This window comes from Chryseobacterium sp. 22543 (assembly GCF_052044565.1).
Classification (GTDB): domain Bacteria; phylum Bacteroidota; class Bacteroidia; order Flavobacteriales; family Weeksellaceae; genus Chryseobacterium.
In genome coordinates this window covers 205,795-221,159 of the sequence record NZ_JBQENH010000003.1, presented here as the reverse complement: position 1 = coordinate 221,159, position 15,365 = coordinate 205,795, and the positions used below count along the sequence as shown (strand labels likewise).

General features: G+C 37.5%; 12 protein-coding genes. 4 read left to right on the top strand and 8 right to left on the bottom strand.

Going from position 1 to position 15,365, the window contains the following annotated elements; all coding sequences use genetic code 11:
* Window positions 1–15: 15 nt before the first annotated feature.
* Window positions 16–588, bottom strand: coding sequence for a thioredoxin family protein (locus ACTJIP_RS11775; protein WP_077416913.1), 573 nt, complete (start codon window positions 586–588; stop codon window positions 16–18).
* 80 nt (window positions 589–668) lie between these two features.
* Here ACTJIP_RS11775 and ACTJIP_RS11770 point away from each other — a divergent pair, with 80 nt between their 5' ends.
* From ACTJIP_RS11770 to ACTJIP_RS11760, 3 genes are all read left to right on the top strand, one after another.
* The gene (locus ACTJIP_RS11770; protein WP_077416911.1) at window positions 669–1,553 is read left to right on the top strand and encodes a lysophospholipid acyltransferase family protein; all 885 of its coding nucleotides are present in this window, start codon (window positions 669–671) and stop codon (window positions 1,551–1,553) included.
* A gap of 6 nt (window positions 1,554–1,559) precedes the next feature.
* A complete protein-coding gene (locus ACTJIP_RS11765) occupies window positions 1,560–2,537 on the top strand; it encodes a glycosyltransferase family 2 protein (RefSeq protein ID WP_440704608.1) in 978 nt (325 codons plus the stop codon).
* Between the two features lie 146 nt (window positions 2,538–2,683).
* A complete protein-coding gene (locus tag ACTJIP_RS11760) occupies window positions 2,684–3,238 on the top strand; it encodes a 3'-5' exonuclease (protein ID WP_047385300.1) in 555 nt (184 codons plus the stop codon).
* Window positions 3,239–3,319: 81 nt separating this feature from the next.
* On the opposite strand, the gene apaG is transcribed toward ACTJIP_RS11760, so the two are convergent.
* The 7 genes from apaG to glgB all read right to left on the bottom strand — a co-directional run bounded on the left by apaG (window position 3,320) and on the right by glgB (window position 14,033).
* Window positions 3,320–3,709 (bottom strand): Co2+/Mg2+ efflux protein ApaG, encoded by a 390-nt coding sequence (apaG, locus tag ACTJIP_RS11755; RefSeq protein WP_077416907.1) that lies wholly within the window; start codon window positions 3,707–3,709, stop codon window positions 3,320–3,322.
* Between the two features lie 82 nt (window positions 3,710–3,791).
* Window positions 3,792–5,045, bottom strand: a complete 1,254-nt coding sequence (gene odhB, locus ACTJIP_RS11750; RefSeq protein ID WP_077416905.1) for a 2-oxoglutarate dehydrogenase complex dihydrolipoyllysine-residue succinyltransferase — start codon at window positions 5,043–5,045, stop codon at window positions 3,792–3,794.
* A gap of 39 nt (window positions 5,046–5,084) precedes the next feature.
* Window positions 5,085–7,901, bottom strand: coding sequence for a 2-oxoglutarate dehydrogenase E1 component (locus tag ACTJIP_RS11745; protein ID WP_180563872.1), 2,817 nt, complete (start codon window positions 7,899–7,901; stop codon window positions 5,085–5,087).
* A 125-nt stretch (window positions 7,902–8,026) separates the two neighbouring features.
* A complete protein-coding gene (locus tag ACTJIP_RS11740; RefSeq protein ID WP_077416902.1) occupies window positions 8,027–9,067 on the bottom strand; it encodes an SRPBCC domain-containing protein in 1,041 nt (346 codons plus the stop codon).
* A gap of 257 nt (window positions 9,068–9,324) precedes the next feature.
* Window positions 9,325–10,593, bottom strand: a complete 1,269-nt coding sequence (locus ACTJIP_RS11735) for a glucose-1-phosphate adenylyltransferase (RefSeq protein WP_047385305.1) — start codon at window positions 10,591–10,593, stop codon at window positions 9,325–9,327.
* Window positions 10,594–10,676: 83 nt separating this feature from the next.
* Window positions 10,677–12,083, bottom strand: coding sequence for a glycogen synthase (locus tag ACTJIP_RS11730; RefSeq protein WP_440704607.1), 1,407 nt, complete (start codon window positions 12,081–12,083; stop codon window positions 10,677–10,679).
* Window positions 12,084–12,086: 3 nt separating this feature from the next.
* A complete protein-coding gene (glgB, locus tag ACTJIP_RS11725) occupies window positions 12,087–14,033 on the bottom strand; it encodes a 1,4-alpha-glucan branching protein GlgB (RefSeq protein ID WP_440704606.1) in 1,947 nt (648 codons plus the stop codon).
* A 201-nt stretch (window positions 14,034–14,234) separates the two neighbouring features.
* Between glgB and ACTJIP_RS11720 the strand changes: the two genes are divergently transcribed.
* Window positions 14,235–15,356 (top strand): alpha/beta hydrolase-fold protein, encoded by a 1,122-nt coding sequence (locus tag ACTJIP_RS11720; protein WP_077416896.1) that lies wholly within the window; start codon window positions 14,235–14,237, stop codon window positions 15,354–15,356.
* Window positions 15,357–15,365 lie beyond the last annotated feature (9 nt).

Sequence of the window (15,365 nt, the reverse complement as noted above, 5' to 3'; positions counted from 1 at the left end):
AAGCAGTTTTTTATTTTATCCTTTTTTAGGAGCCCAGGTAGTAAAGAACTCTTTTACTTTTTCTTTGCTATACCCTTTTCCTTCTTCTAAAACATCACTTTGCTGAACCTTGATCATTTTCCCGTCTTTATCTAAAATAATAAAAACCGGATAGCCAAATTTCTCACCCGGATTCCCATATTGGGCAAAAACCTTTTCATTCTTATTATCCGGAGAAAAGTTCAGGTGATAGTAGACATAGTTTTTATCCACTATTTCCTTTAATTCAGGAGTAGTTTGTACATAATTATTAAAACGAAGACACCAGATACACCAGTTTCCGCCAGCCTGGATCATAACGTTTTTACCTTCTTTCTTAGCCTGAGCTACTAATTTTTTAATATCCGCCTCTGCATCCGCTTTTGGATCATAAGGCTTTGGCAGCTTAGCTTTTTCTTCAGCAGCTTTTTTCTTTGCTTCTAATTCTTTCTGCTCAGTCGGAACTATAAGAGCGTTTTTTTGATTTCCTTTATCAGGTGTATTTTTTACATCCTGTGCAAAAGCGATTACACTTAATCCCAGGAAAGCTAACATTGTCAATTTTTTCATAACATAAAAGTAAAAAAATAATATATATCCCTCTGCAAAAATAGAACCATAATTTTATTATCACTAAATTTGCGTGTTTTATGAATTTTCTAATCAAAATATTATATCTGATCTCCAAACTTCCGCTTAAAATATTGTATATTTTTTCGGACGTGATCTTTTTCCTGAACTATTATCTGGTAGGATACAGAAAAGAGGTAATTACCCAAAATCTGAAAAACTCTTTCCCTGATAAATCGGAAGAAGAAATTAAAGAGATCCGGAAAAAATTCTACCTTAATTTTTCAGATTATCTGGTAGAAACTATCAAATCTTTCAGCATTTCTGAGACAGAAGCCAGGGTGAGAATGCAGCACATCAATCAGGAACTGTTTCATGATGCTAAAAAGGAGGGTAAAAACATTATCCTTCTGGCAGGACATGTCTTCAATTGGGAGTGGATCAATGCATTGGCAAAGATTGTTCCCCAGGCGCATTGCCATCCTGTATACAGAAAGGTAAATAATGACTTCTGGGAGAATCAGATGAGGAAGGTCCGTAATAAATTCGGAAATGAAGCATTGGAAGCCAATGAAGTGATCCTGAATATTTTCAGATCTAAAAACAATGGAGATTCAGCCTATATGTTTGTAGCAGATCAGACTCCTCACTTCGCACATGTCACGTACGGATTAGAGTTCCTGAATCAGAGAACTCCTGCTTTTGTTGGATATGATAAGCTGGCTACCAGAATGGATCTTGTTTTCATCTATTGTGAGATGAAGAAGGTAAAACGTGGTTATTATCAGGTAAATTATCATAGAATATGTCCTGATGGTGAAAAGTTTACTGAAAATGAAGTGGTAAGAAAGTTCCATAAATTATTGGAAAACACATTACACAAAAATCCGGACAACTATCTTTGGTCACACAGAAAATGGAAATACCAGGACTCCATCAAAAATTTTGATTCCGAAAAAAATTAGATTGACATGCAGAAAAAACTGGCAGTTGCCATCTTAAACTGGAACGGCAGAAATTGGCTTGAAAAATTTCTTCCGGGTGTGGTTCAATTTTCTCAGAATGCGGATATTTTTGTTATCGATAATCTTTCTACGGATGATTCCATTGAGTTTTTACAAAAGAATTTCTCCACAGTAACCGTTATTAAAAACGATAAAAACTATGGGTTTGCAGGAGGTTATAATGAAGGGTTGAAAGCCATCTCTAACGAATATTACTGCCTTCTCAATTCTGATGTAGAAGTTACCGAGAACTGGATAGAACCTGCTTTGGAATTATTGGAAAAAAATCCTTCCGTTTCAGCAGTACAGCCTAAAATATTATCTTATCACAATAGAAGCTATTTTGAATTTGCGGGAGCTGCCGGCGGATTGATAGACAACCTTGGATATCCTTATTGCAGAGGCAGGGTTTTTGATGACCTGGAAGAAGATAAAGGACAGTATAATGATGAAACAGAGATTTTCTGGGCATCAGGATGCTGCTTTTTCATCCGTTCAAAAGATTTCTGGGAACAGAATGGTTTTGATGCCAGATTTTTTGCCCATCAGGAGGAAATTGACCTTTGCTGGAGACTCATTAATTCCGGAAAAAAGATTTATTATACGGGAAAATCCAAAGTTTATCATGTAGGTGGTGGTACACTTAACAAACAGAGTGCACAAAAAACTTTTTTAAACATCAGAAATAACCTTTCCATGATGCTTAAGAACCTTCCCTTTCCTCAATTGATATGGCTGATCTTTTTCAGATTATGTCTGGATGGTGTTGCCGGAGTTTATTTTGGATTAAAACATGGTTTTCCACATCTGTGGGCTGTTGTAAAGGCTCATTTTGGATTTTACGGACAGCTTCCGGGAACATGGAAACTTCGTCATAAAAGCCAAAAGAATGAGTTCTATCAATCGAAATGGCTTATTTTTAAACACTTTTTAGGTGGCAGATGATAGGTTGCAGGTAATAGGGATTAAGGGAAATAAATCTTCTACTATATAAGAACAGAGATTGCTAGTAAAAACATTTATAACTTCAACTAACTTTAAACTCTAAACTAAAGAACTAGCAACTGGCAACAATTTATAATTTAAAAACAATGGATTTCTGTGCAATAGATTTTGAAACGGCCACTCATGAGAAAAGTTCAGCTTGTGAGATGGGAATATGTGTGGTACAGGATTCTAAGATTGTTGAGACTAAAACCTGGCTGATCAAACCTCCGAGTTTTCCTTATTTTAATAAATTCAATATTGCGGTGCATGGTATTCAACCGGAAGACGTAAAAGATGCACCTACTTTTGATGAGATATGGTATGAAGCCCAGGATATGATGTACGGAAGCCTTATGATTGCTCATAATGCAGGATTTGATGCTTCTGTTTTAAGAGGATGTTTGGAACATTATGGGATGTTTACTCCCCAGCTCAGCTATTTGTGCAGCATACAGCTTGCCAAGAAGTCATGGAACTACCTTCCAAAATACGGTTTGAAACCTTTGGCAGAATATCATAAAATTGATTTTACCCACCACAGAGCGGGAGCAGATGCTGAAGTATGTGCAAAGATCTCTCTCCTGGCTTTTGAGAAATTGTTTCTCACCAGTAATGATGAAGTAAATGAATATTTGAAAGCGAAAATCAAAAAACTTTAATAGAACAGATTATTGAACCCGGGTTCTTATTCTGCAATCTATCAATCATTACTATTGTACTATTCTGGTACAAAAAAAGCTTTAATTACTCAACACTTCAGATAACAGATTGAATTTTGGAATATCAATTTCAAAAGTTTCCTGTGTTTCCAGGTTTTTCACCAGGTATTTTCCGCTCATATTCCCTACTCCAGAACGAAGCATTACATTGGAGAAATAAGAGAAATTTTCATTTGTTCCTATTTCAGGAGTGAGGCCGATCACGCCATCCCCTATAATCTCTGTGTATCCAAATCCTACATCAAAAATCAACCATTTTCTTTTCAATACTTTGATAGGAAAGCTTCCGTCATTTTCTATCGTGATATTGTATTTAAAAACGTAACGGTTTTCGGATGGATAACTGTTTTTACTATCATATTCAGGTATTACTGAAACTTTGATATTGGAAGTCATTTTTGAAAACATCATTGTAGCATTTTCTTAATAAATACAAAAATCTCGCCTTTTTTATAAGGCGAGATAATATATTTACATTATAATTTTATTAAAACTATAAACCAAGGCCTTTTCTTTCGTCACCTCCCAATAATATTTCAACTGGATTGTCGATACCTTCTTTTACCGCAACAAGGAATCCTACAGATTCTTTACCGTCGATAATTCTGTGGTCATAAGACATTGCAACGTACATCATTGGTCTAATTACTACCTGTCCGTCAACAGCAACCGGTCTCTGGATAATGTTGTGCATTCCTAAGATTGCAGACTGTGGAGGGTTGATAATTGGCGTAGACATCATAGATCCGAAAGTACCACCATTTGTAATAGTGAAAGTACCACCAGTCATTTCGTCAACAGTAATTTTACCGTCTCTTACTTTGATAGCAAGATCTTTAATGTTTGCTTCCACGCTTGCGAAAGACATATTTTCAGCATTTCTCAATACAGGAACCATTAATCCTTTAGGACCTGAAACTGCAATTGAAATATCACAGAAATCGTAGTTTACTTTGAAGTCACCGTCGATAGATGCATTTACATCCGGGTACATTTGTAATGCTCTTGTCACCGCTTTAGTAAAGAAAGACATGAAACCAAGTCCAACTCCGTGTTTCTGAGCAAATTCTTCTTTATAAAGTTTTCTCAATCTGAAGATTTCAGACATATCCACTTCGTTGAAAGTCGTCAGCATAGCTGTTTCGTTCTTCACAGAAACCAGTCTTTGTGCGATTTTTCTTCTTAAAACTGAAAGTTTAGTTGTAGTGGTAGTTCTAGCACCTGTAGCTGTCATTGGGCTTCCTCCTAATGCAGGAACAGCCGCTAATTCAGCATCAGTTTTAGTAATTCTTCCGTCTCTTCCTGTTCCTGAAACCTGAGCAGAATCCATTCCTTTTTCATCAAGGATTTTCTTAGCAGCCGGAGATGGAGCTCCTGTTGCATAAGTTTGTGGAGCCGCTACCGGAGCTGCAGGTTTTGGAGCTTCTTGTTTCGCAGGTTCAGCCGCTTTCGGAGCTTCTTCCTGTTTTGGAGCTTCAGCAGCAGGTGCAGCACCTTCTGGTCTTTTAGCATCCATATCAATTAAACAAACTACCTGACCTACCTGTACTACATCACCTTCTTCTGCCTTTAAAGTGATAATACCACTTTGTTCTGCCGGCAATTCAAGAGTTGCTTTATCTGAATCCACTTCGGCGATAGGTTGATCTTTTTCTACATAATCACCATCTTTTACAAGCCAAGTTGCAATTTCAACTTCTGTAATTGATTCGCCCGGTGAAGGAACTTTCATTTCTAAAACTGACATATCGAGTATTTTTTATTTTTTAATTGGATATTATTTAAATTAAGCTGTAACTGGTCTTTTTGCAGGAGCATCATCTCTGTCGAAAACTCTGTTGATCACTGCATTCTGGTTTTTCTCAAACATTTTGTGGCTACCTGGAGCTGGAGCACCGCTTGGTACCGGAGCAACCACCTGGATTCCTGTATCTCTGAAGTTTCTCAGGATATAAGACCAAGCTCCCATGTTTTCAGGTTCTTCCTGAGCCCAAACCAATTGTTTTTTATTTTCGTATTTGTTGAAGATTGCTTCAATAGCATCTGTCTGAAGCGGATATAACTGCTCGAATCTTACTAATGCAATATTTTCACAGTTCAGTTCTTCTTTCTTCGCCAATAATTCGAAGTACAGTTTACCTGAACAAAGAACTACTTTTTCTACTTTTTTAGGATCTGCAGTTGGATCATCCAAGATTGGCTGGAATGTACCGTTTGCAAAATCTTCAATTGGAGAAACCACTTTAGGATGTCTTAATAAAGATTTAGGGCTCATTACGATCAATGGTTTTCTGAAGCCCCATTTCAACTGTCTTCTCAATAAATGGAAGTAGTTGGCAGGTGAAGTAATATTAGCCACTACCATATTTTCATTAGCACAAAGGGTAAGGAATCTTTCCAATCTTGCTGAAGAGTGTTCTGCTCCCTGTCCTTCTGAACCGTGAGGCAATAACATTACCAATCCGTTCTGGATTTTCCACTTTTCTTCGGCTGCGGCAAGATATTGGTCAACAATAATCTGAGCACCATTCACGAAATCTCCGAACTGAGCTTCCCAGATCGTTAATGTATTTGGAGAAGCCATTGCATATCCGTAATCGAAACCTAGAACACCATATTCTGAAAGGTGAGAGTTGAATACATCAAATCTGCTTTCTGATACGTGTCTTAACGGGATATATTCTTCTTCTGTATCTTCTGTTTTTACTACCGCATGTCTGTGAGAGAAAGTACCTCTTTCTACATCTTCTCCGGAAATTCTTACGTTGTGACCTTCTACAAGTAGTGTTGCGTATGCTAACCACTCTCCTAATGCCCAGTCTAATGAATTTCCTTCAATAGCTTTGATACGGTTTTCGAAAAGTCTTGTAATTTTATTGATGAATTTTTTATCAACAGGAAGTGTTGACATTTTCAGCGCTAATTCTTTCAGCTTTGCTGCATCATATTTTGTATCAACCGGCAACTGAACTGCTCCTCTCTTTCCGATTGGGTAGTTAGTCCAGTCTTCAGCCATGAACAGATCCATTACGTTCTTTTCAATTTCCTTTGAAGCATCAAAATCTTTATCCAGAAGAGCTTTGAATTCCGTTTCCATTTTAGCAATTACATCATTGGAAGTAATGCTGTCTTTAAGTAATTTATCTTTATAAATTTCTCTTGGATTCGGGTGTTTTGAAATTGTTTTATATAAGTTAGGCTGAGTGAATCTTGGTTCATCACCTTCATTATGTCCGTATTTTCTATATCCTAAAAGGTCGATATAAACATCTTTTCCAAATTTCGCTCTGAAATCAGCAGCAAAATGGATGGCATGAACAACAGCTTCAGCATCGTCAGCATTCACGTGCATTACAGGAGATTCTGTAACTTTTGCGATATCTGTACAGTATGTTGAAGATCTTGCATCCATATAGTTGGTTGTAAATGAAACCTGGTTATTTACAACGATATGAACGGTACCTCCTGTTCTGTATCCTTCCAGCGTCATCATCTGAGCTACTTCGTAAGCAATACCTTGTCCGGCAATAGCTCCGTCACCGTGAATGATGATTGGCAATACTTTAGAGTAATCTTTGTATTTGTCATCTACTTTTGCACGACAGATCCCTTCTACCAAAGCAGCCACTGTCTCAAGGTGAGACGGGTTCGGAGTAAGGTTTATACACACTTCTTCTCCTGAAGCAGTTTTGATCTTTTTAGATGATCCTAAGTGATATTTAACATCACCTGAGAATACATCTTCTTCAAACTCCTTCCCTTCAAATTCCGAGAAAATCTGCTTGTAAGATTTCCCAAAAATATTGGTAAGTACGTTTAGTCTACCTCTGTGAGCCATTCCTAACACCACTTCATCCACTCCTAACTGAGAAGATCTTGAGATCAACTGATCTAAAGCCGGAATTAATGTTTCACCTCCTTCTAATGAGAATCTTTTTTGTCCTACAAATTTTGTGTGAAGATAGTTTTCAAATGCAACCGCCTGATTTAATTTTAATAAAATCTCTGTTTTTTCGTTTGCAGAAAGGCTTGGATGGTTTTCATTTACCTGAAGCCATCTTTTGATAAAATCTTTTTCTTCAACGTTGTTGATGTATGTATATTCTACTCCGATAGAATCGCAGTAGATACTTTCAAGATGTTTGATCAAATCTGCCAATGTAGCAGGCTCTTTCATTCCTGTTTCAACAGCGCAGTTGAATTTTGTATTTAAATCTTCTTTAGAAAGACCGAAATTTTCGATATCTAAAGTAGGTGTATAGTGTCTTCTTTCTCTTACCGGGTTTGTTTTTGTAAAAAGGTGCCCTCTTGTTCTGTAAGCCTCAATAAGGTTTACTACTTTAAATTCTTTCTTGATATGCTCAGGAACTTCTCCGTTTGATACTGCCTGAGAAATCTGTTGTTGAACTGCCGGGGCAGCGCTGGCCGAAGCCTGAATAAACTGGGTGTTATCGTCATCTCCATAGTTCTCTAAAGCAAAATCGAAGCCTTGAAAGAAGGCTTTCCATGATGGTTCTAGGGAGTCTGGGAATTTTAAGTACTGTTGGTATAAATCCTCAATTAATTGAGAATGAGCTGCGTTTAGGAATGAAAATCTGTCCATTATTACAGTTTATCTATTTATTAAAATTTATTTGTAGAATTAATCTTCAAATTTAATAAAAAAAACCGAGTTAGAACAGTCTGAAACCGTTAAAAAAACTTAAGAAAAAAATAAATAAATAAAAATCACTTATACACTGATAATGAGAGCTTCATGTTCACGTCCTGTCCTTCCATCGGACGTTCAATAAAGGTCTGGCGGATATCCCCGAAGCGCATCTCGTCTTTTTTGGCTTTCTGAATCAGCTGCTGAATTGCCCGAATTCGTCCTTCATAGTTCCCTTTATAGTAGATTACGTAATTTTGAGACGGATTTACAGATCTGAAATTGAAATTATTGTCAGACACTCCAATTTTCTTAGAAAGCGGAATTCCCAGAAAATAAGAAACTTCTTTATCTTTATAATTGTCCGCGTCAGTGATCAGGATGGGATATCCAAATTCATCATCTCTTTTTCCCATATCCATCGTCACAAAGTTATAAGCTTTGTTATAATTCATCACGATATTTTTGTAGAGCGCGTCTTTCTTATTTGAAGTACTTACATTGATCCCAAGCAGCAGTTTGTCTTCTTCATTTTCCACCATCAGGCTGTCATATTTGATTGCTGCCATCTGATTGTCTTTTTCTACTTTATTTCCTAAAGAATTTTTAAGATTCGTCATGCTTTTGTCGATATTTTCAGCAAAACGGTCTTCAGTCCAGAAGTTTTCTACTCTTTTCCAGACAGCCAGTTTAGGTGTATGTACGTACCAGATTATTTTTGTTTTTTCTGCAGAAACAGGCTTAAATTTAACATCAACCAGCGTTGGATTTTCATTTTCATCCTCAAAAAGCTGATATTTCAATGTTTTATTAAGGTTCTCATACCGGATGAACATTTCTCCATCGGTATTATTTTTAGCATCTACATAACTGATGGCACTTCCCTGTCCTTCATAAGGCGTATAGTAATCAATATCGATAGATTGTGAACTGGTAAAAAAGTTGTTCCATCTTGTAAAGTTCTGCAGATTATTAAACTGGGTAAATACCTTATCTACCGGATAATCAATCTCTTTTTCAATGGTGAAATTTTTACTTTCGTCCACAAAATAGTACATGGAAGCAGCATAAGCTCCCCCCAACAAAACAACGATAAAAGTTAATATCTTAAAAATACGCATCGCACAAAAATAGTATAAATAAAAAGAGTGAACAATATGCTGATCACTCTGATTGTATGTTTAACAATAATTAATCTGGTTAAAGGCTGGAAGCTGGGTGAGAGAAGCTGGAGGTTACTATTCCGTGGATAATTACTAATCATTTTTTGATTAAAAACATTCGACCTTACCTTATAAACATGAATTTTATATGATAAGATTACTGGTTCTACATCAGCTTAATATCTTCCAGCATCCCGCTTCCCGCTTCCTTTCTATTATCCGACATGTGTTCCCGGAGCAATTACAGCGCCTTTCTTCACTACAACAATCCCATCCTGTACGGAATAAGTTCCATAGTCGCCATCCGGGATATGTTTTCCTCCGATGATTTTCACATTGTCACCGATGTAACAGTTTTTATCAAGGATTGCTTTTTCTATATAACAATATTTCCCGATTCCCATATTAGGGCGGCCAGCTCTGTCATTCAGCACAATTTCTGTGGTATTCTGGTAAAAATCGGCTCCCATCACATAGGAATTTACAATGGTGCTTCCTTTGTCTATTCTTGTTCTGTTCCCGATTACTGAATTTTCAATTTTATCAGCCATAATGATACATCCGTCACCAAACACAGCCTTACTTACATAAGAACCGTTGATTTTTGACGGAGGAAGCATCCTTGCTCTGGTATAAATGGGTGAAGAAGAGAAAAGGTTAAACTGCGGCAGATCCAGACAAAGATCCAGATTCGCTTCGTAGAAAGATTCTATAGTTCCGATATCTGTCCAGTATCCTTCATACTGATAGCTTAGTGTCTTGTATTTTCCAATAGAGCTCGGAATGATATCTTTTCCGAAATCATCACCAGCTCCTTCATCAAACATTTTTTTTAGGATAGTCTTGGTGAAAATATAGATTCCCATGGAAGCCAGGAACTCTTTTCCTGTATGTTTATTTTCTGCTGAAACCTCAGATTTCAGACCTTCCAGCATATCATAATCCGGCTTTTCATAGAAAGAGGTGATATTTCCTTCATCATCTGATTTTAAGATCCCAAAACCTGTGGCATCTTTTGCATTGACAGGGATTGTAGCAATAGTAAGATCGCCTCCATTTTCAATGTGGAAATCAAGCATTTCCCTGAAATCCATCTGATACAGCTGATCTCCTGAAAGAATCAGGATATAGTCATAATCATATTTTTCAAGATGTTTCATCGATTGTCTTACGGCATCTGCAGTTCCCTGATACCAGCTTTCATTTTCTACATTCTGTTCAGCTGCCAGAATATCGACAAAGCCTTTGCTGAAAATATCAAAGTGATAAGAATTCTTAATATGTGAATTGAGAGAAGCAGAATTAAACTGCGTTAAAACCAGAATCTTATTTAATCCAGAATTCAGGCAGTTTGAAATAGGAATATCTACCAACCTGTATTTTCCCGCGATAGGCACAGCCGGTTTTGATCTGGAATATGTTAACGGGAATAATCTTGTTCCCCTGCCTCCTCCTAAAACTATGGAGATTACATTTCGATTCATAAATATCTTGCGTTTTTTATTGAGTTTATTGTTTTGTTCTTAGTGTTCACCGCTACTTTAAAACATTCTTTATTTTTATTGTATCAGCTATTATATAAAGCTATGTATTTTTCTGCAGATTTCTCCCATGCAAAGTCAAAATTCATGTTGGCATGAATAAGATCTTCCATCACTCCTTTTTGGTTATAAATGCCCAGCGCCCTGTTCATCGCATGTACAATATCATCTACGCCAGGATAAGTAAAGTTAAGCCCTGCACCTCCGGTTGAGATATCTTCTACGGTATCTCTGAGCCCTCCCGTATATCTTACTACAGGAACAGTTCCGTATCTCATGGAATACATTTGATTCAATCCGCAAGGCTCTACTCTTGAAGGCATCAGAAGGAAATCTGCCGATGCGTAGATCTTATGGGAAAGATGTTCTTTATATCCCAGATCCAGAGCAAAGTTGCTATAGGTATAATCGTATTCCTTTAACTTATTCTCAATATAGGTATTTCCAGACCCGAGAATCATAATATTTAAAGCTCCGTAACTTTGTTTAATGCTTTTCCATACTACATCCGGTAAAAAATCGGCTCCTTTTTCTGTAGCAAACCTTCCAATAAAGGCAAATAAAGGCAGTTCCGGCTTCAATCCGTATTCTTTGCAGAGTTGTTGTTTATTTTTCTTCTTTTGAGCAACTGCATTTTTACTGTTAAAATTAAAGTCCAGCATCGGATCGGTTTCCGGATTCCAGACTTCAGTGTCGATACCATTGATAATTCCGTATGCTTTTCCAAATTCCTGGCGAACAAGGCTTTCCAATCCGCGGAAACTTATAAAAAGTTCTTCCAGATATCCTTCTGAAACGGTGGTAAAGGCATCAGCACATTTAATCATACTGGCCAGAGGATTCATGAATCCGTTCCAATCCATCAGTCCCCATTTATAAGAATCAAAAGACGGCATATAGTGCGCCATCCCCCAGCTCATCGTTCCCTGATATTCTCCGTTGTGGATAGTTCCTATTGTTTTCACTCCTTTTAAAAATTCAAATTCCCGGCAGTGTTCTACCATAAAGGGAACCAGTCCGGTGTGATAATCATGACAATGTAAAACATCTGGACGAATTTCCATGGCACACAGCCAGTGTAACACTCCATGCTGGAAGGCCATAAACTGGAAACTTTCGTCCTGATATCCATAAGGATTGTCTCTGTCTAATAATCCGGGGATTCTCACCATATACAGTTCAAACCCCAGAGCGTTTGTCTTTTCTTTCAACACCTGAACCTGCAGCATATTGATTCCCTGATGAATAAATCCATCAAAAACCAAATCAAATTCATGATCATATATAAAGGGCTTGTTGTACCATGGTATTACTACTTTAGCTTCTACTCCTTTTATTTTATTCTGATATTTTGGCAGCGCTCCTACTACATCCGCAAGACCGCCTACTTTTGCTACAGGATAACATTCTGTACTTAAATGATAAACAACCATTCTTTATCTCTTGTGTTTAATTCTGTGTAATTTATACTTTTTATCTTTCTTCTGTCTTAAAATAATTCCTGCCAAGGGCGGTAGTTTTACAGTCATTGATTTCGGGTATCCCCGCCATTCTTCATGCTTCTCTTCCAGTATTTCAGCTTCTACTCCGCTTCCGCTGTATTTTTCATCATCAGAATTTAAAACAACCTCCCAATGAGTTCCTGCAGGAATCCCTATTTTATAATCCAGTACTTTTGGAGCCAGGTTCAAAGCTACCATAGCCACATCATCTTTCTGTTTTCCTTTTCTCAGGTATATATACACTGAGTTTTCCAGATCATCTGCTTCTACCCATTCAAAACCATGTTTATCAAACTGGTTTTCATAAAAGGCAGAGTCTGATGTATACAGGTGATTCAGTTCCTTAACGATTTCCTGCATTCCTTTATGAACAGGATATTTCAGCAAATGCCAGTCCAGGCTTCTGGTAAAGTTCCATTCACTGGTCTGCCCGAATTCATCCCCCATGAAAAGCAGTTTGGCTCCGGGATGGGTATACATATATACATATAAGGCCCGCAGATTGGCAAATTTCTGCCATTCGTCCCCTTTCATTTTATAGATCAGACTTGCTTTTCCGTGTACCACTTCATCGTGTGACAAAGGCATCATATAATTTTCATTATACATATACATAGAAGCAAACGTCAGTTTATGGTGATGGAATTTACGGTTAGGAAAATCTTCTTTAAAATAATCCAGCGTATCATGCATCCAGCCCATCATCCATTTCATTCCAAAGCCTACACCTCCGTCATGAACAGGTTTTGTAAGCATGGGAAAATCTGAGCTTTCCTCTGCTATGGTCATTATATTATTTCCGAATTCCTTATACACTGCAGTATTAAATTCCTGCAGAAATGTTTTCGCTTCCAGATTTACATTGGTTCCATAGATGTTCGGTTCCCATTCGCCCTCATTTCTTGAATAATCCAGATGCAGCATTGAAGTTACGGCATCTACACGCAATCCATCAGCATGGTAGCGGTCCAGCCAGAACATGGCATTAGAGATCAGAAAAGATTTCACTTCATTTCTCCCGTAGTTGAAAATATGTGACTTCCAATCAGGATGAAAACCTTTTCTCGGATCTTCATGTTCATAAAGATAGGAACCGTCGAAGCGGTGAAGACCATTAGCATCTCCGGGAAAATGAGACGGAACCCAATCCAGAATAACGCCTATATTATTTTTATGAAGTTCATCAATGAGAAACATCAGATCCTGTGGTGAACCGAAGCGTGAAGTCGCCGCGTAAAAACCGGTAATCTGATATCCCCAGCTTGGATCGTACGGATACTCCATTACAGGCATGAACTCTAAGTGGGTAAACCCCATTTCTCTGATATAAGGGACCAGCTTTTCTGCAATATCCCGGTAATTTAAAAACTGTCCAGGATTATCACCTTCCCTCACCCATGAGCCAAGGTGCAGTTCATACACTGATATAGGAGCTTCCAGCCTGTTTTTTTCCCAGCGGCTATCCATCCATTCCTTATCATTCCATTCATACCAGGTGGTGGAAACCAAAGAAGCTGCCTGAATATTCTGTTCCCAGCTTACAGCATAAGGATCGCTTTTTTCCAGAATCTCGCCTCTTGGTGTTTCAATGGCATATTTATATAATGTTCCCCAGGTTAAGCCTTCAATAAATCCTTCCCAAATTCCAGATCCGTCCCATCTTGGAAACAAAATGTGATCTTTATGATTCCAGTTATTAAAATTTCCAATAACGGAAACTTTCTTTGCATTGGGTGCCCACACTGAAAAGTACACGCCCTTCACGCCATCTTTTTCAGCAGAATGTGCTCCAAATTTACCATACAGCTTATAATGTCTACCTTCTTTGAAAAGATACACATCATGATCGGTGAAAAGCGTGTAGGTTTTAACAGAATTCATCAAGATCAGTTTATATTTATAATTTGCCTGAAACTACGAAAAATACTGACAATAGCGATTAATAATTCATCAAATAATTATCAATACCATTTCGTGTTTTGTCTTTCTATCAAATATATCATTTTTTACCTCACATTTTTATGATTTCAAAACAATCTTTTTTTATAAATTTAGCATCACTATTTTTATTAAACACATACGATGAGGTTTGAACTTTATACAGAAGAAAAAGACGACAGACCGGTATTTATCACCGGAAATTTCAACAGCTGGAATCCTAAAGATTACAATTTCCAGCTCCAACAAACAGATCCCTCCAATTATTTTATAGAAATTGAAGACCAGATACTTGCCGAAGAAATTGACTATAAATTCACAAAGGGAGGCTGGGAGAATGTGGAGCTGGATGAATATGGAAATATCACTCCCAACCGGAAAGTAAAAAAAGCAGCTGGCAAAACTTCGGATACTGTAAAAAAATGGAGATTAAACTGGGGACCGTTCAAAGAAGAATATTATCCCATTGCTGAAATAATTTCCGAAAATTTTTATATTCCGCAGCTTGACCGCCACCGTAAAGTTTGGGCACTGCTTCCCTACGATTATCACACAACGGATAAGCGATATCCTGTTTTATATCTTCAGGACGCCCAGAACTTATTCAATGAAGGAAGCGGCTTCGGAAACTGGGAAATTGATAAGAAGCTGTCTATCCTTGCAGAATATGGCCGTGGTGACCTTATCATCATTGCTATAGAACATGGCAGCGAGGAAAGAATTAAAGAATATATTTTCGATAATGATCATGTAGCCAATGGTTCTGAGGGAAAAAAATACATCCGTTTTATTGCAGATACTTTAAAACCTTTTGTGGATGAAAATTACAGAACAAAAAAAGACCGTGACAATACCGGAATCGGGGGCAGCTCATTAGGGGCACTCATCAGTATATACAGCGGATTTCTTTATCCTGAAGTATATTCCAAATTATTGATATTCTCTCCTTCACTGTGGGTTGAGCCCAACAACAATTTCCCGATGATGAATTTCCGGGTTCCTTTTAAAACAAAAATTTATCTTTATGGAGGCGGTCAGGAAGGATCTAAAATGGTCAAAAGGATTCATATTTTTGAGGAATATCTGAAAAGATGGGAAGAGAAAAAGCTGTTTGATTTTGAGTTCAAGACCAATATCAATCCTGAGGGCACTCATAATGAATTTTACTGGTCACAGGAGTTTCCAAGGGCCATTGAATGGCTATTCTACGACAATACTGAAAACCCTGTAGAAGTAAAACCACAACAACAAAGCATTAAAAACTAAGCCAGCAAA